The sequence below is a fragment of the Novosphingobium pentaromativorans US6-1 genome (assembly GCF_000767465.1).
Lineage (GTDB): Bacteria > Pseudomonadota > Alphaproteobacteria > Sphingomonadales > Sphingomonadaceae > Novosphingobium > Novosphingobium pentaromativorans.
Genome location: NZ_CP009291.1, coordinates 2,347,094 through 2,369,107, shown reverse-complemented (window position 1 = coordinate 2,369,107; position 22,014 = coordinate 2,347,094). Strand labels below are relative to the sequence as shown.

Annotated in this window: 21 protein-coding genes; 6 read left to right on the top strand and 15 right to left on the bottom strand. The window is 65.6% G+C overall.

Translation table 11 applies throughout. From position 1 onward, the window contains the following. Positions 1-15 precede the first annotated feature (15 nt). The 6 genes from JI59_RS11000 to JI59_RS27385 form a co-directional block, all read right to left on the bottom strand. Positions 16-558 carry a GNAT family N-acetyltransferase gene (locus JI59_RS11000; protein WP_038576033.1) on the bottom strand — a complete coding sequence of 181 codons (543 nt, stop codon included), beginning with the start codon at positions 556-558 and terminating at the stop codon, positions 16-18. Beyond that, positions 549-1,769 (bottom strand): DUF445 domain-containing protein, encoded by a 1,221-nt coding sequence (locus JI59_RS10995; protein ID WP_007012657.1) that lies wholly within the window; start codon positions 1,767-1,769, stop codon positions 549-551. The genes JI59_RS11000 and JI59_RS10995 overlap by 10 nt, the downstream gene beginning before the upstream one ends. 96 nt (positions 1,770-1,865) lie before the next feature. After that, the gene (locus JI59_RS10990) at positions 1,866-5,306 is read right to left on the bottom strand and encodes an efflux RND transporter permease subunit (protein ID WP_007012658.1); all 3,441 of its coding nucleotides are present in this window, start codon (positions 5,304-5,306) and stop codon (positions 1,866-1,868) included. Positions 5,307-5,315: 9 nt separating this feature from the next. Further along, entirely contained in the window at positions 5,316-6,515 is a 1,200-nt protein-coding gene (locus tag JI59_RS10985; protein WP_007012659.1) for an efflux RND transporter periplasmic adaptor subunit, read from the bottom strand. A 302-nt stretch (positions 6,516-6,817) separates the two neighbouring features. Continuing rightward, a complete protein-coding gene (gene sciP, locus JI59_RS10980; protein ID WP_007012660.1) occupies positions 6,818-7,117 on the bottom strand; it encodes a CtrA inhibitor SciP in 300 nt (99 codons plus the stop codon). Positions 7,118-7,119: 2 nt separating this feature from the next. After that, on the bottom strand, positions 7,120-7,452 hold the full coding sequence (locus tag JI59_RS27385) for a hypothetical protein (protein ID WP_007012661.1): 333 nt from the start codon (positions 7,450-7,452) through the stop codon (positions 7,120-7,122). Positions 7,453-7,588: 136 nt separating this feature from the next. Here JI59_RS27385 and mnmA point away from each other — a divergent pair, with 136 nt between their 5' ends. Continuing rightward, positions 7,589-8,764, top strand: a complete 1,176-nt coding sequence (gene mnmA, locus JI59_RS10970) for a tRNA 2-thiouridine(34) synthase MnmA (protein ID WP_007012662.1) — start codon at positions 7,589-7,591, stop codon at positions 8,762-8,764. A 12-nt stretch (positions 8,765-8,776) separates the two neighbouring features. On the opposite strand, the gene JI59_RS10965 is transcribed toward mnmA, so the two are convergent. Next, positions 8,777-9,148 (bottom strand): hypothetical protein, encoded by a 372-nt coding sequence (locus JI59_RS10965; protein WP_007012663.1) that lies wholly within the window; start codon positions 9,146-9,148, stop codon positions 8,777-8,779. A 32-nt stretch (positions 9,149-9,180) separates the two neighbouring features. Here JI59_RS10965 and JI59_RS10960 point away from each other — a divergent pair, with 32 nt between their 5' ends. Then, a complete protein-coding gene (locus JI59_RS10960; RefSeq protein ID WP_007012664.1) occupies positions 9,181-10,323 on the top strand; it encodes a serine hydrolase domain-containing protein in 1,143 nt (380 codons plus the stop codon). A gap of 10 nt (positions 10,324-10,333) precedes the next feature. Here JI59_RS10960 and JI59_RS10955 read toward each other — a convergent pair whose 3' ends face one another. Together JI59_RS10955 and pdxH are read right to left on the bottom strand one after the other, a co-directional pair. Then, the gene (locus JI59_RS10955; RefSeq protein ID WP_007012666.1) at positions 10,334-11,275 is read right to left on the bottom strand and encodes a cation diffusion facilitator family transporter; all 942 of its coding nucleotides are present in this window, start codon (positions 11,273-11,275) and stop codon (positions 10,334-10,336) included. 16 nt (positions 11,276-11,291) lie between these two features. Continuing rightward, positions 11,292-11,918 carry a pyridoxamine 5'-phosphate oxidase gene (pdxH, locus tag JI59_RS10950; protein WP_007012665.1) on the bottom strand — a complete coding sequence of 209 codons (627 nt, stop codon included), beginning with the start codon at positions 11,916-11,918 and terminating at the stop codon, positions 11,292-11,294. Positions 11,919-12,156: 238 nt separating this feature from the next. Between pdxH and JI59_RS10945 the strand changes: the two genes are divergently transcribed. From JI59_RS10945 to fabI, 3 genes are all read left to right on the top strand, one after another. Next, a complete protein-coding gene (locus JI59_RS10945; RefSeq protein ID WP_007012667.1) occupies positions 12,157-13,116 on the top strand; it encodes a DnaJ C-terminal domain-containing protein in 960 nt (319 codons plus the stop codon). A gap of 72 nt (positions 13,117-13,188) precedes the next feature. Next, positions 13,189-14,172 carry a YihY/virulence factor BrkB family protein gene (locus tag JI59_RS10940; RefSeq protein ID WP_052117967.1) on the top strand — a complete coding sequence of 328 codons (984 nt, stop codon included), beginning with the start codon at positions 13,189-13,191 and terminating at the stop codon, positions 14,170-14,172. Further along, complete coding sequence (fabI, locus tag JI59_RS10935; protein WP_007012669.1) at positions 14,169-14,972, top strand: enoyl-ACP reductase FabI; 804 nt, start codon at positions 14,169-14,171, stop codon at positions 14,970-14,972. The genes JI59_RS10940 and fabI overlap by 4 nt, the downstream gene beginning before the upstream one ends. Positions 14,973-15,081: 109 nt before the next feature. On the opposite strand, the gene JI59_RS10930 is transcribed toward fabI, so the two are convergent. The 6 genes from JI59_RS10930 to JI59_RS10905 all read right to left on the bottom strand — a co-directional run bounded on the left by JI59_RS10930 (position 15,082) and on the right by JI59_RS10905 (position 20,476). Next, on the bottom strand, positions 15,082-15,678 hold the full coding sequence (locus JI59_RS10930) for a hypothetical protein (RefSeq protein WP_007012670.1): 597 nt from the start codon (positions 15,676-15,678) through the stop codon (positions 15,082-15,084). Between the two features lie 120 nt (positions 15,679-15,798). Next, entirely contained in the window at positions 15,799-16,323 is a 525-nt protein-coding gene (locus JI59_RS10925; protein ID WP_007012671.1) for a demethoxyubiquinone hydroxylase family protein, read from the bottom strand. Between the two features lie 22 nt (positions 16,324-16,345). Next, positions 16,346-16,852 carry a disulfide bond formation protein B gene (locus JI59_RS10920; RefSeq protein ID WP_007012672.1) on the bottom strand — a complete coding sequence of 169 codons (507 nt, stop codon included), beginning with the start codon at positions 16,850-16,852 and terminating at the stop codon, positions 16,346-16,348. A gap of 28 nt (positions 16,853-16,880) precedes the next feature. Beyond that, entirely contained in the window at positions 16,881-18,245 is a 1,365-nt protein-coding gene (locus JI59_RS10915) for a S41 family peptidase (RefSeq protein ID WP_038577482.1), read from the bottom strand. A gap of 144 nt (positions 18,246-18,389) precedes the next feature. Continuing rightward, complete coding sequence (locus tag JI59_RS10910) at positions 18,390-19,637, bottom strand: murein hydrolase activator EnvC family protein (protein WP_007012674.1); 1,248 nt, start codon at positions 19,635-19,637, stop codon at positions 18,390-18,392. Positions 19,638-19,801: 164 nt separating this feature from the next. Then, positions 19,802-20,476: a YiaD family glycine zipper/OmpA-like lipoprotein gene (locus JI59_RS10905; protein WP_013831521.1), complete on the bottom strand. Its 675-nt coding sequence runs from the start codon at positions 20,474-20,476 to the stop codon at positions 19,802-19,804. Positions 20,477-20,671: 195 nt separating this feature from the next. Between JI59_RS10905 and JI59_RS10895 the strand changes: the two genes are divergently transcribed. Further along, positions 20,672-22,006, top strand: coding sequence for a hemolysin family protein (locus JI59_RS10895; protein WP_007012676.1), 1,335 nt, complete (start codon positions 20,672-20,674; stop codon positions 22,004-22,006). The last annotated feature ends 8 nt before the right edge of the window (positions 22,007-22,014 follow it).

Genomic DNA, 22,014 nt, shown 5'->3' with positions numbered 1-22,014 from the left:
CTGCAGAACCCCGGATCAGGCGGGCAGGCGCTCGAAGAGGTTGAGGATCGTCTTGTCGTCTTCCGCCAAGTGCTGCCCGTAGGGTCTGAAGCCGAGGCGGGCGGCAAGGCGTTCGGAAGGGGTGTTGCCTTCCTCGATCATGCAGGCGATCCGGCGCTTGCCGTGGACCCGGTCGAACCAGGGCAGAACCGCAGCCATGACTTCGCCGGCGAGGCCCTCGCCCCAGTGGTCCTGGCGCACGATCCAGCCTGCTTCGGGCACGTCGTCCATGCCCTTGCCGAAGCCGCGCCAGGAATGGAAAATGCCGCAATTGGCAATGAGGTCGGCCTCGCCGCGCTTGCGGACATAGAACGTGCCGTAGCCGTAGAGCGCCCAGCTTCCGGTGTTGCGGCTGAGCCGTTCGAACTGCGAGAAGTGGTCCGCGCGCGCGGGACCCAGGAAACGGGTCATGTCCTTGCCTTCGAGCAGGCGCACCAGCCCGTCCAGATCGCCCGGCCGGGGTTGCCACAAGTCGTAGCGCCCGGTGGTCAGAAGGGGTTTCCTGGCGTTCACAGCCATCGCTCCACGGTGTGGATTGCCATGCCGACGAGCCCGCCGACAAGGGTGCCGTTGATGCGGATGAACTGCAGGTCCCGGCCCACGGCACCTTCTATCCGGTCCGAAACGGTCTTGGCATCCCAGCGCTTCACGGTTTCGGATACGAGTCGCACGATTTCCGAGCCATAGCGCGAGGCTACGCCGACCAGCGTCCTGCGGGCGAACCGATTGACGAGGGCCTGGAGGCGCCGGTCCTCGCCGAGGGCAAGGCCAAGCTGGGAAATCGAATCGCCGAGGCTGCCCGAAAGCGCCTTGTCGGGGTTGCGGACTGCACGCAGGAGCGCCTCGCGGGCGCGTTCCCACATGGCATCGAGCCAGGCCGCCATGGCCGGGTTCTCGATCAACTCTGTCTTGATGCGCTCAACCTTGGTGCGCATTGCCGGATCGTGGCGCAGATCGTCGGCAAGGCGGCCGAGCGCCTCGTCGATCTTGGCGCGCAAGGGGTGGTCCGGCTGCACGATCACTTCGGCCAGCAGGCGATAGGCGCCGTCGAGCACACCGTTGGCAAGGCGTTCGTCCAGCCCGGTCCAGCGCATGATTGCGTTGGCGCGCTGGTGAATCATCTCTCGGATCATCGGCTCGTTTGCCTCGATGGCCTCGCCGATCTTGCGCAGGACCGACGCCAGCACCGGCAGGTGGCGTTTGTCGGCAATGGCATTGGCAAGGATCTGGCCGAGCAGGGGGGCGAGATCGATGCGGGAGAGTTGCTTGCGCAAGCCGGCCTTGACCATGCCGCCCATCTGGTCGGGGTCGAGCGATTCCAGGATGTCGGCGAAGAGGCCCGCGGCGCCGGCCCGTAGGCGCGACTGTTCGTCGCGACGCGGATCGGCGAGGAAGGCCCCGGCACTGGCTGCGAGGTTGAAGCCGTTCAGGCGGCGGGCCACCACTTGCGGCGTCAGGAAGTTGTCGCGCAGGAAGGTCGCCATCGAATCGGCGATACGGTCCTTGTTGACCGGGATGATCGCGGTGTGCGGGATCGGCAGCCCCAGCGGCCGGCGGAACAGTGCAGTGACGGCGAACCAGTCGGCGAGGCCGCCGACCATCGCCGCCTCGGTAAAAGCGATCGCATAGCCCAGCACCGGGTCCCAGGCGGGGTGAAGCACCGCGAGACGCCGCAGCGCGATGAAGGACCCGGCCATCAGCAGCAGCAGCCCCGTCGCGAACAGGCGCATGCGCCTCGCGCGATCCTGCCTCTGTCTGTCCTGTGTCACCACTTCAGTTTTACGCGCCGCGCCCTGCAAGGTTCCCTGTGTCCTTGCCCAGGCTGCCTACTCGGCAGGGACGGCCGCGCCGTCCTTGTCGCCGGGATGACGTGTCTCGTGCGCGTGATGCGGTTCGAAGGTGAGCAGGGACTTGCGCAGGCGCGGGCCGATCCGCTTCTCGAAGCCGTCCGCCAGGCTGAATGCCGCCGGGACGATGATGAGCGTCAGGAACGTCGAAAGCAGCAGGCCGCCGATCACGGTGATACCCATGGGTGCGCGCCAGGCACCGTCGCCTGAAAGGGAGGCTGCGGTCGGCACCATGCCCGCGGTCATGGCTACGGTGGTCATGATGATCGGCTGCGCACGCTTGTGCCCTGCGTCCATGATCGCGTGGAGCTTGTCGACGCCGCTCGCCATTTCCTCGATCGCAAAGTCGATCAGCAGGATCGAGTTCTTGGCGACGATGCCCAGCAGCATGAGAATGCCGATATAGACCGGCATCGACACCGGCTGGCCGACGATGGTGAGGGCGATCATGCCGCCCAGCGGGGCAAGCAGCAGCGAGGCCATGTTCACCAGCGGAGAGACGAAGCGCTTGTAGAGCAGCACCAGCACCGCGAAGACCAGGAAGATGCCGCTGATGACGGCGATGACGAAATCGCTGATCATCTCCGCCTGCCACTTGTCCTCGCCCACCGGGGCATTGGAGACGCCTGCCGGAAGGTGCTGCATGATCGGCAGTTTCTGGATCTGCTCCATCAGCGGCCCCTTGACCTGGCCTTCGCCGAGATCGGCGCCGACGAAGACGCGGCGGGACTGGTTGTAGCGCTGGATCTGGGTCGGACCGGCGCCGAAGCGGATCTCGGCGACGCGCTTGAGCGGTACCGAGCCGCCGGTCGCGGTGGGCACCGGCAGGTTCTCGATCGTCGTGAGATCGCGGCGCGAGGAGCGCGGCAGGATCACCCGGATCGGGATCTGGCGGTCGCTGAGCGAAAACTTGGCGGCGTTCTGGTCGATTTCGCCCAGGGTAGCGATGCGGATCGTCTGGCTCAGGGCCGTCGTCGTCACCCCTAGCTGGGCGGCAAGGTCCAGCCTGGGCACGATGACCAGCTCCGGGCGCTTGAGGTCGGCGGCAATGCGCGGGGCGACCACACCCTTGACGCTGCGCATCTGCTCGACGAGCTTCTGCGCAGTGGCATTGAGCAGGTCTGAATCGTTACCCGAGAGCATGACCGAGATGTCACGACCGGTACCGAAGCCGCCGGCCTGGCTGGCGAAGGTCACGCGGGCATCGGCGATCTTCTGGAGCTGGGGCGCCAGACGCTGTTCGAACTGCTTGCTGGTCGTGTCGCGTTCCTTGGCCGGCTTCAGCGAGACGTAGAGCGTCGCGGCCGCTTCGCGTGAGGTTTCGAGGACGCGTTCGACCTCGGGCTGCTTTTCGATGAGGCGGGTGACCTGGTCCGAGAGGGCCGAGGTCTGCTCGATGGTCGTGCCGGGGACCATCTCGATATTGATCTGGCTGGTATTGTTGTTCTCGTTGGGCTGGAACTGCTGCTGCGAGCCCACGAGCAGGGCGGCCGTGACGACAAGCGCGTAGAGCCCGGCGCAAAAAGCATAGAAGCGGTGGTCGCGCGAGCGGGCGGACAGACGCGCGGAAAGTGTCTGATACCAACGGCCGAAATGGCCGAAGCCCGCGGCGGTGCCAGAGGCAATCCTGCCCAGAACAAAGGCGACCATCGGCACGGCCAGCGGTGCGATCAGGGCGGCGATGATCACGGCGCCGTTCTTGAGCCCGGCCGACGTGAACACCAGGTGCAGAAGGTAGTAGACCGCAGTGGCTGCACCAGCGCCCAAGGCAATGATCAGGACAATGGCGAGCGCACCGACCGGGTAGTACCACATCTGCGCGGGGACTTCGGCGATCTGCGCGCGCCGGCGCTTCGCCTCGGTGGTGTCCAGAGTCCAGGCCAGCACCTTCATGTACAGGTCCATCGCGCGGCCTTCGCCGTGTTCCGCGTGGCCGTGGGCCTTGAGGAAGTAGGCGGCCACCATCGGCGTGATGAGGCGGGCGACGGCAAGGCTCATCAGCACCGCGACGACGACGGTCAGGCCGAATGCCTTGAAGAACTGGCCGGGAATGCCGGGCATGAGGCCGACGGGGAGGAATACCGCGACGATCGAGAATGTGGTGGCGACGACGGCGAGTCCGATCTCGTCGGCAGCGTCGATCGAGGCCTGGTAGGCCGACTTGCCCATGCGCATGTGGCGCACGATGTTCTCGATCTCCACAATCGCGTCGTCGACCAGAACGCCTGCGACGAGGCTGAGCGCCAGCAGGGACAGGAAGTTGAGCGTGAAGCCCATCATGTCCATGAACCAGAAGGTCGGGATGGCCGAGAGCGGGATCGCGATGGCGGAAATGAAGGTTGCCCGCCAGTCGCGCAGGAACAGGTAGACGATGACGATGGCCAGCACTGCGCCTTCGACCAGCGCTTCCATCGAGCTGGTGTACTGTTCCTTGGTGTAGTCCACCTGCGAGAACAGCTGCGTGACGTGGACGCGCGGGTTGTCCTGCTTGATTTTCTCAAGCGCCTCTATCGCCGCGTCGTAGACGGTCACGTCAGAGGCGCCGAGTGCGCGTTCGAAGCCGAAGGTCACTACCTCGCGGCCATGCAGCTTGGCGATGCGGGTCTGCTCGGAATAGCCGTCATAGACCTTGGCGACGTCCGACAGCTTGATCGAACGGCCGCCACCCAGGTTTATGCGGGTCTGCGAGAGGTCGAACGCGTTGTCGGCATTGCCGAGCACGCGGACCGACTGGCGCGAACCGGCGATTTCGGCCTGGCCGCCGGCCGCATCGGTGTTGACCTGGCGCAGGGCATTGTTGACGTCGCGCGCGGTCACGCCCAGCGCGGCCATCTTGTCGGGATCGACGACCACGCGGATCTCGCGGTCCACGCCGCCCTGGCGCGACACCGCGGCGAGACCTTCGATCGAGAGCAGCTTCTTGGCGATGGTGTCGTCGATGAACCAGCTGAGCTGCTCCATCGTCATGTCGTCGGCGCTGACCGCGAAGAGCGCGAGGCTACCGCCGCCGCCGGCCTCGACCTTGGCGACCTGCGGTTCGAGGATGCCATCGGGCAGGTCGCTGCGGATCTGGTCGACCGCATTCTTGACCTGGTTGGTGGCGACGTCCGGATCGGTGCCGATCGAGAACATCACGAAAGTGGAGGAACTGCCCTCGGACGCCGTCGACTGGATTTCCTCGACGCCCGGGACCGAGCGCGTCGCTGCCTCGATTTTCTGGGTGATCTGCGTTTCGATTTCGCTCGGCGCGGCACCTGGCTGGGTGACCAGCACGTGAACGCCCGGGAACTCGATGTCCGGCATGTTGTTCACGTCCATCCGCGAGAACGAAACCATGCCGGCGATCATCACGCCGACGAAGAAGACGATGGGGACGATCGGATTGCGGATCGACCATGCCGAGATGTTGCGCAGGCTCATGCGTCCGGTTCAGTTCTTCTCGGTGACAAGCTTGGTCTGGACCTTGTCGCCGTTGTTGAGGAACCCGCCGGCGCGCAGCACGACTTTCTCCGTGCCGTTGAGCCCGGACTTGATGGCGATGCCGTCGGCAGTGACCAGGCCGGTCTTCACGTCGCGGTGCTGGACCCTGTCGTCCTTGCCCACGACATAGACGAAGGCGCCCTTTTCGTCGTTCTGGATCGCCGATTCCGGCAGCATCGGGGCGACGACGGCGCCGGTCTCGATGGTTGCCGAGGCGAAGCCGCCCGGACGCAGTTCCTTGGCGTAGGACAGCGCGATGCGCGCGGTGCCCTGGCGGTTGTCGGGATCGATGACGGGCGAGATCTGCCATACCTGGCCGGTGAATGTCTTGTTCGAGCCCACCGGGATGACTTGCGCGGTCACGCCCACGCTCAGCTTGGCGAGATCGTCTTCGCTCAGATCGGCGAGCAGCTCCATCTCGCCGGCCTTGGCCAGTCGAAACAGGACGCCGGTGCCGCCGCCGACCACCTGGCCGGGCTCGGCATTGCGTTCGAGCACGAGGCCCGCGGCGGGGGCGACGATGTTGAGGCGCGCGGCCTGGGCCTTGAGCTGGCCGAGCGTGGCCTGCGCCACGCGAACGCGCGCATTGGCCGCATTGCGTTCGGCAGTCAGCCGGTCGACGTCGGCCTTGGAGATGAAGCCGCGGTCGACGAGCTTGAGCGCGCGTTCGAGGTTCGACTGCGCAAGCTGGGCATCGGCGCGGGCGACATCGACCTGTGCGGTCTGGCTGGCGATCTGCTGGCTTTGCACCGAACGGTCGACGATGGCGAGGACCTGTCCCCGTTCGACCCAATCGCCCGGCTCGACGAGGACCTGACGGATCTCGCCGCCTTCGCCGACCGAGCCGACCGGCATCTCGCGGCGTGCGGCGAGGGTGCCGGTAGCGCTGATTTCGCCCTGCACTGTGGTCTTGCCCGGCACGACGACAGTGACGACGGGCGTCTGTATGTCGGACTCGTCGGTGAGGTCGGAGCCGCCGCGCAAGTGGGTGAGGGCCCAGATGCCGACCATCAGGACGAGCGCAATGGCGGCCGCCACCCAGATGCGGCGGCGCATGATCCGGTCCTGGTCGTCGTCGCCAGACAACAATTCACTTGCGGCGAGGGCGTCTTCTTCCGGTATCGATTCAATCTTGGTGTCGTAATTCATCGGTTCACCGCAATAACCCCTCTCCGAACACTCCTGTCCGGTGCGGAGCGATTTGCCGCTATAGAGCCGGGATACGACGATCCGGGCCGCACCTGCGGCAGAATTTCATGGGTGCCGACATATACGTGCGCTGACCGGCTGGCAACTTTCACCCGCTTCACGACATATATCGCTCGACGGGCGTCGAGCGGCTAATGCCTTGCGCTCGAACCGTAAATTTGACTTGCTGGAATCAGAAACGGCGGCAAACCGTTTGTTTACCGCCGTTTCCGAATGATTTCAGCGAACCTGAAGAGAAACTGTCAATACTTCTGCTGACGCTCGTAGAGATCGCGGTAGTGTTGAATTCTCGTCACACGCAGGCCCTGCATGCCTGAGCGATCGACCGCCCTTTGCCAGGATGCGAATTCCTCCAGCGTAAGCTGGTACCGTTCGCAGACCTCGTCGATCGTCAGCAGGCCGCCATTGACGGCAGCGACGACTTCGGCCTTGCGGCGCACGACCCAGCGGGTCGTGTTGGGGGGCGGCAGCGACTCAATCGTCAGCGGCTCACCAAGCGGCCCGATCACCTGGGCTGGGCGAATCTTCTGGTTCTCGATCATCGTTACCCTCGTTCGCCGGCATTGTTGTCGCCGGCAACTCGTGCGACCTTGGCCCCGTCAGGCTTGCCATTGGTTGAAACTTCAAGGTTAACAGGGCTTGAGCGTAGCCCGTAAGTATTCAGCAATGATGCCGCCTCGCCTGCGAAGCTGCCGCGCGTCCGCAAGCGGACCGGCGTGCCTTGCCCGGTCAGGATTGTCCGCACTTCATGGGCTGCAAACAGACGCGTCCTCAGGTCATTCCAATCGGGAGCCGACGGGAACCCCGTGAACTCCTCGCTGCTGCGACCCAGCGCATGCCCTGCTTTGCAGGTCTCATGATCAAAGGCGATGTTCATGGAACTGCCATACGCTAGACATGGTGAAGGGAGGGTAAAGAAGCCTCTGCGCAGTTGCGTCCCGTTTCCGGGCCAGCGGTTTCGAAATCGCGCTGAAAGGTAGGAAAACCGCGCATACCCCTGTATGGGGCCACGCATGACTGCGACTCCCGATATTGCCGGACTGCTCGACAGGCTCGATCCGTCCGTACTGTTCCAGCTGCCCGAACCGCTTTGCGAGCGCCGTATCGTCGTGGCGATGTCTGGCGGCGTGGACAGTTCGGTCGTGGCCGCGCTGGCGGCTGCGACGGGCGCGGAGACCATCGGCGTCACCCTGCAGCTTTACGATTACGGCGCGGCGACCGGGCGCAAGGGCGCCTGCTGCGCCGGCGACGATATCCGCGATGCGCGCGCGGTGGCAGACCGGCTGGGCATAGCCCACTATGTCTTCGACCATGAGAGCAGCTTTCGCGAGGAAGTGGTCGAGCGCTTCGCCGACGATTACCTTGCGGGCCGGACCCCGATCCCCTGCATCCGCTGCAACATGGGGCCCAAGTTCACCGACCTGCTGACGATGGCGCGCGAATTGGGCGCCGATTGTCTGGCGACCGGGCACTACGTCCAGCGCGTCCTCGGCCCGGCCGGGTCCGAGCTGCACCGCGCAGTCGATCCGGCACGCGACCAGAGCTATTTTCTTTACGGCACGACCGAGGCACAGCTCGACTTCCTGCGCTTTCCCCTGGGCGGCTTGCCGAAGACGGAGACGCGCCGGCTGGCCGAGGCGGCGGGCCTGCGCGTGGCGGCCAAGCCGGACAGCCAGGACATCTGCTTCGTTCCCGACGGCGACTACGCCAGGATCGTGCGCCAGGTGCGTCCCGAGGGCGAAGCGCCGGGCGAGATCGTACACGCCACCAGCGGCGAAGTGCTGGGCGAGCATCGCGGGATCATTCACTATACCGTCGGCCAGCGCCGGGGGCTCGAGATCGGCGGACAGCCCGAGCCGCTCTATGTCGTACGCCTCGATGCCGAGACGCGCCGGGTCCTGGTCGGCCCGCGCCGGCTGCTCGGCGTTGCTGCGGCACGGCTTTCGGAGACCAACCGCATCGGGCCGCTGCCCGACGCGCCGCTGACCGCCAAAGTGCGCTCGCTGGCCAAGCCGGTTCCGGTTACGCTGGAAGGTCCGCTGGGCGAAGGCGCGGGCACCGTGATCCGCTTCGCCAGCCCGGAATATGGCGTAGCCCCCGGGCAGGCCGCAGTGATCTATTGCGGCGAGCGCATCGTCGGTGGCGGCTGGATCGAGGAAACCGAGGCGGCTGAAGTCATTCCGGCCTGACCTGCAGACAGCCTAGTCGTCCCACGGTTCCAGCTGGCAGCCGCGTTCTTGGCTATAGGTTGCCCTCGAACTTGCCAAGAGCGGGACTCTGGCGGTCAGCGACTTGGTCTCGGCATCGTCGGAGAGGAACATCAGGCTGGCGGTGCGTCCCAGACCCGCGGCGGCGATATCGCCCTTGCAGCTGTTCAGTTCGCGATTCGAAACGAAGCGGCACACGCAGCCGACGCGCGCGCCGTAGGCCGTGGTGATCCGAGCCTGCGCGCCCAGGCTGTTCCACGAAAAGGCGAGGGCGGTGCCCGCAACGGCCAGCACCAGCAGCACGAGATTGCGCTTCCAGCGCGAAGGCTGCCTGTCACCAGTCGTATTTACCTTGGCTGTTGCCATCCGCTCGCGCCTCGCACACTACACCGCGCATCATGACGGTGCGCCGCCTCTCCCATATCCTCGCCTTCCTTGCCGTGCCAACCCTGTGGGGCTGCAGTAACGGTGGAGCAGATGCGCCGCCGCCTCCCAGCGCGCAGGCGCAGGCCGCGATCAAGGACGAAGGCGGCGCGCCCCGCGATGCCCTTGGCCGCGCGATCGACCGCCTGTTCGACGACGATGCGGTCGGGCGGACAGACGCACTGGTGATCATGAAGCGCGGCTCGGTGATTGCCGAGCGCTATGGACAGGGCGTTTCGGCCACGACGCCGCTGCAGGGCTGGGCCATGGGCCAGTGCGTGACGGCGCTGATGATCGGCCAGCTCGTCAGCGACGGACGCCTGCGGCTGAACGAATCGGCTCCGGTGCCCGCATGGCAGCGCCCGGGCGATCCGCGCGGCGAAATCACACTCAAGCAGCTGCTGCAGATGCGTTCGGGCCTGCGCCACAGTGAGACCGGCGATGCCGGGCAAGGCGATGTCGCGCGCCAGTCGGATCGCATCCGCATGCTGTTCCTCGATGGCCGCGACGACATGGCGGCCTATGCCGAGGCGCAGCCGCTCGAAGCGCCGGCCGGACAGGTCTTCGAGAATTCCTCCGCGAGCGCGGTGATCCTTTCCGACCTCGCCGCGCGGGTGCTTTCGCCCGACAGCGATCCGGGCCGCCGTCGCAGGGCCGTGGAAGAATACCTCGACAACCGCGTGCTCGACCCGCTTGGGCTAAAGACCATGCGCGTCGAGTATGACCGGGCGGGCACGATGATCGGTGCGGCCATGGTCGATGCCTCGGCACGCGACTGGGCGAACCTGGGCGAGTTCCTGCGCCACAACGGTTCGGTCAAGGGCGCGCAGATCCTGCCGCGTCGCTGGGTGCAGTTCATGCTGGCGCCGAGCCCGCGCAATCCGGGCTATGGCGCCGGGGTCTGGCTCAACCGGGCCGAACCGGGCGAGAACGCAAGGCTCTATCCCGGCACTGCCAAGTCCGACGTTTTCGCCTGTCTTGGCGAACATGGCCAGTACGTCATCGGTTCGCCAAGCCAGCTGCTGACGGTGGTGCGGCTGGGAGCCAGCGACGCGCAGCAGGAACAGGCGCTGCATTACGAACTGGGCGCCCTGCTGGCGCTGTTCCCCTCGAACTGAGGCAGGCCGCCTATTTCGTGGCTTCGACGCGGATAGGGGGCAGGACGTCCTTGCCCGCACTGCCCACTTCGTCGACGAGGCCGTCCGGGTCGGTGTGGATCAGGATCTCCACTTCGGGGAATTCGGCGTGAATGGTTCCCTCGATGTCGTCCATCACGCGGTGGGCCTGGCGCACGGTCATGTTGGCGTCGACCCAGACGTGGAATTGCACGAAGTGCTTGTTGCCCGAAACGCGCGTGCGCAGGTCATGGACCCCGCTGATGTCGGGATTGTGGGCAATCAGCTCCAGCACGCGCTGCTTCTTTTCCTCTGGCCATTCGTGGTCCATCAACTGGTTCAGCACGGCCTTCGAAGCGTTCCAGGCGCCCCACCCCAGCCAGAGGGCGATGCCCAGGCCGAACACCGGGTCAGCGCCGCGCAGTCCCGCGTACTGGTCGAGCACGAGCGCTGCGATCACGGCGACGTTGAGGAGCAGGTCCGACTGGTAGTGGACGCTGTCGGTATGGATCGCGAGGCTCTTGGTCTTTCGGATCACGTAGCGCTGCCAGGACAGCAGCGCGAAAGTGACCACGATCGCCACTACGGAGACGCCGATCCCCATGTCGGCTGCTTCGACCCGCCCGCCGGACAGGAATTCCTCGATCGCGCGGGTGGCGATGCCCAGTGCCGAGATCGAGATCAGCAGGATCTGGAACAGGGCGGCGATGGCTTCGGCCTTACCGTGGCCGAAGCGGTGCTTGTCGTCTGCGGGCTGCGATGCGATCCACACGCCCAGGAGCGTGGCCAAGCTGGCAACGAGGTCGAGCGTGGTGTCGGCAAGGCTGCCGAGCATCGCGATCGAGCCTGTCGACCACGCGGCCCACGACTTGAGCGCCAGAAGGAAAAACGCCGCGCCGATGCTGGCAAGAGCGGCGCTGCGGTTCAGTCCGGCCGATTCGTGATCGTGATTCAAGCTCAAGTGCTGGACCTCACGGGTAGAGCAGGGTGCTGGACCATGCACCGGCATGGCCATGAGACGTGACATCGCGCACGAAACGGCGGCGCTCGTGCAGGCGATAGGGGCGATCATGCCAGAATTCGATGGCGCTGGGCACCACCCGGAAGCCGCCCCAGTGCGGCGGGCGGTCGACTTCGCCATGAGCGAACCTGTCACGCGCGGCTTCGTAGCGGGCCAGGAAGGTCTCGCGGCTGTCGAGCGGGGCCGACTGGTCGGACGCGACCGCGCCCAGTTGGGAATCGCGCGCGCGCGAGTGGAAATAAGCGTCGGCCTCGGCATCGCTGACCGGCTGGAGCCGGCCTTCGATGCGGATCTGGCGGCGCAAGCTCTTCCAGTGGAACAGCAGCGCGACGTTGGGGTTGGCGGCGATCTCCTGGCCCTTGCGGCTGTGGCCGTTGGTGTAGAAGACGAAGCCATCCGGGCCGTAGCCCTTGAGCAGGACCATGCGCACCGACGGCAGGCCCTCGGGCGTCGCGGTGGCCAGGGCCATGGCATTGGAATCGTTGGGCTCGGTTTCGCGGGCCTCGTCGTACCAGGCCGTGAACAGCGCAAAGGGGTCGCCGTGGGGGATGACCTCGCGGGCCTGTTCAGCTTCCATGGAAATATCCTGTCAGGTTGAATTCAACGAATGCCGCTGCGACGATTGCGGTCGGGGTTGCCCCGGTCCTTGTGGAGCAAGCGAGGGCATCCTGCCTTGATCGGGGACAATCGGGGCGCGCAATGCTTGGCATGGGAATGCCAATAGCGGCCTGTCCCCCCGTGGGAAAGTCGCCAGAGACGCTGCCGCACAGACAGCGCTTGCCGTAATCCAATTGGACACCTAGCTAAATGTCACCATGGCAGCAGATCCTTATACCATTCTAGGCGTTTCGCGCGGGGCGAGCGAGAAGGACATCAAGTCCGCATATCGCAAGCTTGCGAAGGAGTTTCATCCCGACGCCAACAAGGACAATCCGAAGGCCGCTGACCGCTTCAGCCAGGTCACCGCGGCTTATGACCTGCTTTCCGACAAGGCCAAGCGCGCGCAGTTCGATCGCGGTGAGATCGATGCCGACGGCAATCCGACGATGGGCGGCTTCGGCGGCCCGGGCGGTGGTTTCGGCGGCGGACCGGGCGGCCAGCGCGGTTTCGGCGGAGGCTTCGGCAGCAACGACGGCATTGACCTCGAAGACCTGTTCGGCGGGATCTTCGGCGGTGGCGGCCCACGCGGCGGCGCCGGCGGTATGGGCGGTATGGGCGGTATGGGAGGAATGGGCGGAGGTCGCGGGCGGGCGCCGCGCGGTGCCAACGTGTCCTACCGGCTTTCCGTCTCGCTGACCGACGCGGCCGAACGCAAGGACCAGCGCATTACCCTTTCCGATGGCAAGACCATCGACCTCAAGCTGCCCGCCGGAGTCGAGGAAGGCACGCAGATGCGCCTTGCCGGCAAGGGCGAGCAGGGGCCGGGCGGCCCCGGCGATGCGACCGTGACGGTGCATATCCAGCATCACCCGTTCTTCCACCGCGACGGCGACGACTTGCGGATCGATCTGCCGATCACGCTGGACGAGGCGATCGCCGGAGCCAAGGTCAAGGCACCCACGGCATCGGGTGCGGTCATGCTCTCGATCCCTCCGGGGGTCAGCTCGGGCAAGGTCCTGCGTATCAAGGGCAAGGGCTTCAGCCGCAAGGACGGATCGCGCGGGGACCAGCTCATTACCCTCGAGATCGTACTGCCGGAAAACGACAGCGACCTTGCCAAGCGGCTGGAGGGCTGGCGCGACAACCGTGACGTGCGCGGCAAACTTGGCGTGTGACGGCCCAGGACCTATGACTGCCCGGTGCAGGTCGAACAGCCTATAGAACAGGATGACCCGCTGGACCGGGTCATGGCGGACCTCTCGCCAGAGTCCCGGCGGCGCGAGGCGCTACGGCGGCGTGACCGGATCAAGGATGAGCTGCGGCGCCGGGCCGGGCCCGGATCGCGCTTTTTCGCCGTCCTGCGGCGGGTTTTGTCGGGGGCGTGGCACGACGGCTTCATCCACGCCGGCAACCTTGCCTACATGACCCTGCTGGCGCTGTTTCCCTTCTTCATCGCCCTGGCCGCCATTTTCTCGGCGCTTGGCGAGCAGGGTCGCCTCGACGCTTCGATCGATGCCCTGCTGATCGCGGTGCCACCGCGCGTGGCCGAAGTGATCGACCCGGTCGCGCGCGACGTCGTGGCGGCCCGGCATGGCTGGCTGCTCTGGGTCGGCGGGCTGTTCGGCCTGTGGACCGCGACCAGCCTGATCGAGACGATCCGCGACATTCTCCACCGCGCCTACGGCATGGCCAAGGACAGGGCCTTCTGGCGCTACCGCCTGTTTTCCACCGGTCTGATTTTCGGCTCGGTGATCCTGCTTCTGGTCTCGCTGTCATCGCAGGTCCTGATCGGGGCGATCGAGGAAGTCCTTCTGGTTCTGTTTCCCCGCCTCGATTCGGTGATCGACCAGATCATGGTCTCGCGCACGATCTCGACCGCCACGCTATTCGGTTCAATTTACACGCTTTTCTACCTGCTGACGCCGCGGGCCTACCAGCGCGGGATCTATCCCAAGTGGCCCGGCGCCGCGCTCGTTACCGTCTGGTGGCTGCTTGTCGTCTGGTTGCTCCCGCAGGTGTTGCGCAATTTCTTCGTTTACGATCTGACTTACGGAAGTCTCGCCGGAGTGATGATCGCGCTTTTCTTTTTCTGGCTTGTCGGACTAGGGATGGTCGTGGGCGCCGAACTCAATGCGGCGCTCGCGGAATCGCCGGAAGAGCGCGAATTGCTCAGGCGGGCGCGGGCGTCCTCGGCCCAGGACGATAACGAAGTACAGGATGAACACGAATGACCGGTCTGATGCAGGGGAAACGCGGCCTGATCATGGGCCTAGCCAATGATAAGTCGCTGGCCTGGGGCATTGCCAGGAAGCTGCATGAACACGGCGCCGAGCTGGCCTTCTCCTATCAGGGGGAAGCACTCGCCAAGCGCGTGAAGCCGCTGGCCGAAAGCCTTGGCAGCGATTTTCTCGTCGAATGCGACGTGGCGAACATGGAAGCGGTCGACGCGTGCTTCGACCAGATCCGCGAGCGCTGGGACACGATTGACTTCATCGTCCACGCCATCGGCTTTTCGGACAAGAGCGAGCTGCGCGGCAAGTACGTCGATACCAGCCTTGAAAACTTCCTGATGACGATGAACATCTCCGCCTACAGCCTCGTCGCGGTGACGAAGCGGGCGGTGGAAATGATGCCGAATGGCGGCTCGATCCTGACACTGACCTATTACGGCGCGGAAAAGGTCGTGCCGCACTACAACGTCATGGGCGTGGCCAAGGCCGCGCTTGAAACTTCGGTGCAGTATCTTGCCAACGATCTCGGCCCGCAGAACATCCGCGTCAATGCGATCTCGGCCGGTCCGATCAAGACGCTGGCTGCCAGCGGCATCGGCGATTTCCGCTACATTCTAAGGTGGAACGAGCTGAACTCGCCGCTGCGCCGTAACGTCACGATCGAGGACGTCGGCGGTTCGGGCCTCTATTTCCTCTCGGACCTCTCCTCGGGCGTGACCGGCGAGACGCACCATGTCGATGCCGGCTACCACGTCGTGGGCATGAAGCAGGAAGATGCTCCCGACATTGCCCTGACCTGAGTTTCGGGCAAGATCGGAACGCGAACCGAAAAGTAAAAAGGCCGGGAGCGATCCCGGCCTTTTTCATGTTCGACGCCGCAGCCCGCCGCGAAGGGCGGACCGGCCGCGCTTACTTGTCTTCGGATTCATCAACCGGCGTAGCAATGGTCGCGGTGCCGCTCTTGTCTTCGGCGGCATCGGTTTCCGCCTGCTGGCGCTGCTTCTGCTCGAGATAGGCCTTTTCGGCCGCCTCGACCCGCTTCTGCTGCGCGGCCGCTTCGGCATCGATGGTCGAGAGCCGCTTGGCGCGTTCTTGTGCGATCAGTTCGCTGAATTTCACGTCGGAGGCGTTGGCCTTCTCGGCATAGGCCTGGTCGATCAGCTTCTGGGTGCAGCCTAGCGCGCCACCGCCGCCGACCGGAGAGCAGCTCATCGTGCCGAACGCGCCGACCGTTTCGTAGGCTTCCACCCGGTTGGTCCAGGCTTCGGACTTGGGCGAATCCACACCGCGCAGAGGTTCGGGAATGCGGTAGCGTTCCGCTTCGGCCTTGCGCGCGCAGACGGTGATCTCGTTGCCCGACGATTCGGGGCAGGGATCGTCGCCGAAGACGATGACCTGGTTGACCTTCTCGCCATCGTCCTCTTGCGCGGTGGCAGGAGCGGCTGCGAAAGTCAGGCCCGCGGAAAGGGCGGCGAGGGCTGCGGCGGCAGTCAGGAGGCGGGCCATCGGTTATGCTCCATGCATCGGATTGATCGTTATCGGTCAGGATATAGGCCAGACCGGCCTTGAACGGTAGGTGAAGCCAGGAAGAAAGCCCTGACGCGGATCAATTTCTCCTGCGAAGCGTCAGATGCGCTCGGACAGCTTGATGGCCGCGCGGCAGCCCAGCCGGATGGCGTTGAACAACAGCGGATAGGCGGGCGCCTGCTCGGCCCCGGCGGCCAGTGCGGCGTCGCGATGCTCGCGCTCGTCATCGCGGAATTCGCGGATCGTCTCTCGCAGTTCAGTGTCGTCGTCGCCTTCCAGCTCTTCGAGTTGCTGGGTGTAGTGGCGGTCGATCTCGGTTTCGATTGCGGCGGTGCAGGCCATCGCGGCCTTGGGGCCCAGCAGTGCGGTTGCCGCGCCCAGCGCATAACCGGCGACGGACCACACCGGCTGGAGCAGGGTGGGGCGCACGCCTCGCTCGGCGATCATCGCATCGAAGCGGGCGCGGTGATCGGCTTCCTGCTCGGCCATGCCGGCGATCTCGCTCGAATGCTCGGCGCGGGTACCCATGACCGCGAGCTGGCCTGCGTAGATGCGCGTGGCGCCATATTCGCCGGCCTGATCGACCCTGAGGATCCGGGCGTTGCGTTCCGATTTCGCGTCCATGCCTGTGTCCAAACCTTGTGCCTTATACCTTTTCGGGCGCCGTGAGCTGTACTTTGCCGTTCATCGCGATCAGCGTGAAGACAAGCAGGGCCCCGCCGGTGGAAATGAGGAAATTCCAGCCCGCCAGCGAAATGCCCCACAGGTCCCAGGGCGCCACGTCGCAGCGGATCACCGGGGCCTTCATGATCGCGGCAAGGGGATCGCCGCCGCCGTCGAACACGCTGGCGGTGCAGGCGGTGACGCCATGCCACCAGCCATACTCGACTCCGGCGTGAAAGCCGCCGATCAGGCCTGAAACGAGCACTGCCAGCGCGGCGATCGCCACCAGCGGCGCGACCGGTCGCCAGAAAAAGGCAAGCAGGGCGAACGGTATCGCGATCATGTGCGGATAGCGTTGCCACCAGCACATCTCGCAAGGGTAGAGGCCGAAGCCGTACTGGCTGAGGTAGGCGCCGCCCAGCAAAGCCAGCGGAATGGCGAGCGCAAGCAGGCGGGCGGCGCGCAAGGGCGTGGCGACGGCGACGGTCATATGTTCAGCTTTCCCGTGTCCGGCCCGCTCAGTTCTTCTTGTCGGATGGCGCATTGGTTGCGAGCGCCGGCTTGCCGGCGGTGCGCTGCAGCGTCGCGATCGCGTAGTGAAGCTGGAAGTCGTCGATGCCCTTTTCCTTCAGCTCCTCGGCCGAAACCTTGAAGCGCGGATCGTCCATCTTGTCGTTCTCGAGGTCCTTGTCCTCAAGCGCGGCCTCGTTGATCAGGTGGCCGCGCAGGTCGGATTCGCGCACTGCCCGTTCGGCGCGGGCCCTTGCATCGGGATCGGACATCTGCGGCACCTTGATGTCGGGCACGATGCCGCCTTCCTGCACCGAGTGGCCCGAAGGCGTGAAGTAGCGCGCCGTCGTCAGCTTGACTGCGCTGTTCTTGTCGAGCTGGATGAACGACTGGACCGACCCCTTGCCGAAGGTGCGCTCGCCCATCACCACAGCGCGGTGCTGGTCCTGCAGCGCGCCGGCCACGATTTCCGAGGCCGAGGCGGAGCCCGCGTCGACCAGGACGATCACCGGCATGCCCTTGACGACGTCGCCGCGGAACATGGTTTCGGCGCGATAATACTGGTTCTCGCTGGCGATGCGGCCGCGCTGCGAGACGATCACGCCCTTGTCGAGGAACAGGTCCGAGAGCGCCACGGCTTCGTCGAGCGAACCGCCCGGATTGGAGCGCAGGTCGAGCACGAGGCCGTCGAGCTTGCCGCCCGCCGTTGCCGCCTGCTTCTTGAGGTCGGCGATCGCCTTGTTCACGTCGTTGCCGACATCGCGCGAGAATTCGTTGACCGAGATGACGCCGATGTCGTCCTTGAGCTCCCAGGTCACCGGCTCGAGCTCGATGACGCCGCGAGTCACGGTGACGTCGAAGGGTTCGTCGCGCCCGGGGCGATAGATCGTCAGGCGGATCGAAGTGCCGGCCGGGCCGCGCATCTTGGACACGGCCTCGTCGAGGTCGCGTTCGTAGTAGAGCACGCCGTCGAGGTGGGTGATGTAGTCGCCCGCCTTCACTCCGGCCTTTTCCGCCGGGCTGCCCTTGAACGGCGAGACCACCTTGACCGCGCCGTCATCCTCCACGACCGAAAGGCCGAGGCCGGAATAGTTGCCGTCGATCATCGTCTCGAGCCGCTGCAGCGAAGGGCCGTCGAGATAGTTGGAGTGCGGATCGAGGCTGGCGAGCATGCCGTCGATGGCGCCCTTGAGCAGCTTGTCGTCGTCGACCGGGTCGACATAGTTCTGCTTCACCAGTTCGTAGATGGTGAACAGCTTGTCGAAACCCGGATTCACGCGGCTGTCGACGGCCGACAGGCCGGACGTTGCCACCGGCAGGACCGCTACGGCGGAAACCAGCATGGTCGCGCGCAGGATGGATCTGATCTTCATCGGGCTTGACTGCCTCTCGTTCGTCACGCCGGCCGCAGCCGGTCTTGGCACATGATCGCGCATATTACCGGGCCTTTGCGCCAATTGCCAGCGATGCGGCCTTGGCCCTCGGCACGGTGTGAAGCAGCGATCCTCGTCACTGCACTATAGCGAGCGGATATATTGCAGGGGATTAACGGGTTCGCCCTCGCGCCGCAGTTCGACGAGGACTTGCGGCTGGCCGGGCCCTGTCATGCCCAGCGGCGATCCGGCCACCACCCGTTCGCCGACATCGACGTCAAGGCGGGCGAGGCCGGTGATCAGCGAGGTCCAGCCGCCGCTGTGTTCGATGATGACGATGCGGTCGTAGCCGCGGTAGGGCCCGGCATAGGCGATGCGTCCCGGCGCAGGGGCGACGGCCTGGGCATTGGCCCGGGTCGCCAGGGTGATGCCGCGCGAACGGTTGAGCCCGGGAGCATCCTCTCCGAATCCGGTCACGACGCGGCCGGTGACGGGAAGCATGTAGGTGGGAAGACCCTCGGGCGGGGTGACGAACTGCGAGGAGGCGATCACTTGCGCTTCCTCGGGGCGCGGCGGACGCATGATCGGTCCGGGCAGTGCGGCCAGCTCTTGGCGCAGTTCGCCTTGCCGCCCCATCTCGTCGACGATATCGCTCAGGTCGCGGGCCTTTTCGGCCAGGGCCAGGGCGCGCTCGCTTTCGCGCGCGGCGACGCCGGTAGCCTCGCGGCTGGCCAGCCGCTGGCGTGCTTCCAGGGTTGCCAGTTCGCCGCGCCGTCGGCGCATTTCCGCCTCGGCCATCTTCAGGTCGTTGGCCGCGGCCTGGGCATTGCGCTCCAGCGCCCGGCCACGCTCGATCTCGCTGCGCAGTGAGGCGGTGCGGCGCTGCACTTCGGGCAGCATCGTATCGAGCAGGGCGCGAAGGTAAACGGCATCGCGCACCGATCCCGGCCGCAGCAGGGCGAGCAGGGGCGGTCGGCGCGACAGGCGCTGCAACGCACCGGTCAGCCCGGCCAGCGGTGCCTGCCGCTCGGCCAGACGCGCGCGCAGCTCGGCTCTCTGCGAGGCGACCAGCCGGACTTTCGCCGCCTGTACCGCAATGGCTGCTTCGGTCTGCTGGATGCGGGCGGCGACCGCAGCGGCCTCGCGCGCGGTCTTCTCGGCCTGCTGGGTTACCTGCCGCGCCTGCTTTTCGAGCTTTTCGGCGCGCTCGCGAGCGGCATCGCCCTCGCGGCGCGCGGCCAGCATGTCTTCCTGCGCCCGGGTGGCGTCGACCGCGGGATTGAGCACCGCGAATGCACCCACCTGGCTCAGCCCGCGGCCTGCCACCATGGCGGCGCACAGCCCCAGGCCGGCAGCGGAAACGAGCAGGATCTTGCGCGAAGCGGGCGTCACACCCGGTTAACTAGAGCGCCCATGCGCAAAAGGAAATGACCGGCGCAAGGCCGAACTGGGGAAGATTCACGCGGGCTGCCCATCGTGCAGTGGGCGCCAACGAAGAAGGGGCCGGCGTTCCCACGCGCCGACCCCTCTACCGATCCCGTCTACGGGGTGTGCAATCAGCGTGCGGCGGCAGCCTCGTCGGTCGTCACCGGGGTGATCTTGATTTCCACGCGGCGGTTGAGCGCGCGGCCCTCGGCGGTCGAATTGTCGGCTACCGGGTAGTTCTCGCCCATGCCCTGGGTCTGGATGCGAGCCGACGACACGCCGCGCGAAATCAGGTAGCGCCCGACGGAATCGGCACGGCGCTTGGACAGGTCCATGTTGTACGCGTCCGAGCCGGTTGAATCGGTGTGGCCGTACACGTCGATCAGGCTGTTGGGATACTGGATCATGCTCTGCGCGACCTTGTCGAGCGTCGCTTGAAACGAGGGGCTGATCGCGGTGGAATCCACGGCGAAAGTCACGTCGGGCAGGTTGACGAGAATACCGTCGCCTTCCTGGCTGACGTCGACGCCGGAACCGGCGGTCTGTTCCTTCAGTTCCTTGATCTGCTTGTCCATCTGGTAGCCGACCACGCCACCGGCGACGCCGCCGATGCCCGCGCCGACGATGCGCGCGGTCTTGCCGCCGATCACGCTGCCCAGAAGATAGCCGAGCCCGGCGCCGCCCACGCCGCCGATGGCCGTGCGCGAGACCTTGCGTTCGCCGGTGTTCGGATCGGTGACGCAGCCGGACACTGCGATCAGCGAAATGGCGGCGGCTGTTGCCGTGAACAGGCGAGTTCGTTTCATGGTCTTGGCCCTTCCTCTGTATATCTCTGTCTGCGCATTCATCTGTGTGATAGTGAACATGAATGGCAAATTGATGATGTCGGCCAAACGCTTGTTGCCCGCCTATGTTCCAGAGGCACGTTCGCTTGTGAGCATTTGTTGCCGCTTCACGCAGCGCTTCGCTATTGCGGAAATCTCTGCTAGCGCAGGGATATTGTGACGCCCTTTCCCTGGACAGACCTCCTCATCATCGCCGGCCTGATCCTGATCAACGGCCTGTTTTCCATGTCCGAACTGGCGATCGTGTCGGCTCGGGCGGCCCGGCTCAAGGTATCCGCGGAAAAAGGTAGCAGAGCTGCGCAGACTGCGCTCGATCTTGCTTCGGACCCGGGCAAGTTTCTCTCCACGGTGCAGATCGGCATCACCCTGATCGGCATCATCGCGGGCGCCTATTCGGGGGCAAGCCTGGGCGAGCCGGTGGGCGAGAGGCTGGCGATGCTGGGCGTTCCGGGCCATCTCTCGGGCCAGATCGGTTTCGCGCTCGTCATTATCGCGACGACTTACGGCAGCCTCGTGATCGGCGAACTGGTGCCCAAGCAACTGGCCTTGCGCGCCGCGGAGCCGGTGGCGATCATCATGGCCCGGCCGATGGCATTGCTGGCGCAGATCATGGCGCCTTTCGTCTGGCTGCTCGACAAGTCCTCGGGCCTGATCCTGCGCCTGCTGGCGGTGCGCCGCGGCGGGGAAGAGCAGCTGACCGCCGAGGAACTGCACATGATTTTCGCCGAGGCGACCCGTTCGGGCGCGATCGACGAGGACGAGCGGGCAATGATGGCAGGGGTCATGAAGCTGGCCGACCGGCCGGTGCGCGAACTGATGACCCCGCGCAACCAGATCGACTGGATCGACGTCGATTCCACCAGCGAGGAACTGCGCGCGCGGATTGCCGGATCGCCGCACTCGCTGCTGCCCGTGGCGGACGAGGACGTACCCGACAAGGTGCTGGGCATCCTCAAGGTCCGCGAGGTCCTGGCCGCGCTCGTCGAGGGGCGCGAGGTCGATATCCGCGCCATGATGAAGAAGGCCGAAGTCATTCCCGACCAGCTCGATGCGATGGATGCGCTGCGCAAGCTGCAGGTGGCGGAAGTCTCGATGGCGGTGGTCCATGACGAGTACGGCCATCTCGAAGGCGTGGTGACGCCTTCGGACATGCTTGCGGCCCTTGCCGGTAACTTCGTCAGCCACCAGGACGAAGGCGACGAGCCGATGGTTATCGAACGCGCCGACGGTTCGCTGCTCGTCTCCGGCTCGATGCCGGCCGACGCCTTTGCCGAGCGGCTGGACATAGATCTGTCCCATGACCGCGAATATGCGACCGTGGCCGGCTTCGTGCTTGCGGTTCTCAAGAAAGTCCCCCGCGAGGGTGAAGTCTTCACCGAACAGGGTTGGCGCTTCGAGGTCGTCGACATGGACGGCCTGCGCATCGACAAGCTCCTGGTCGAGATGGAGGCGGTCGACGGCGGGGACGACGGGGTTTCCGGCGACGGCTGACGCTCGGC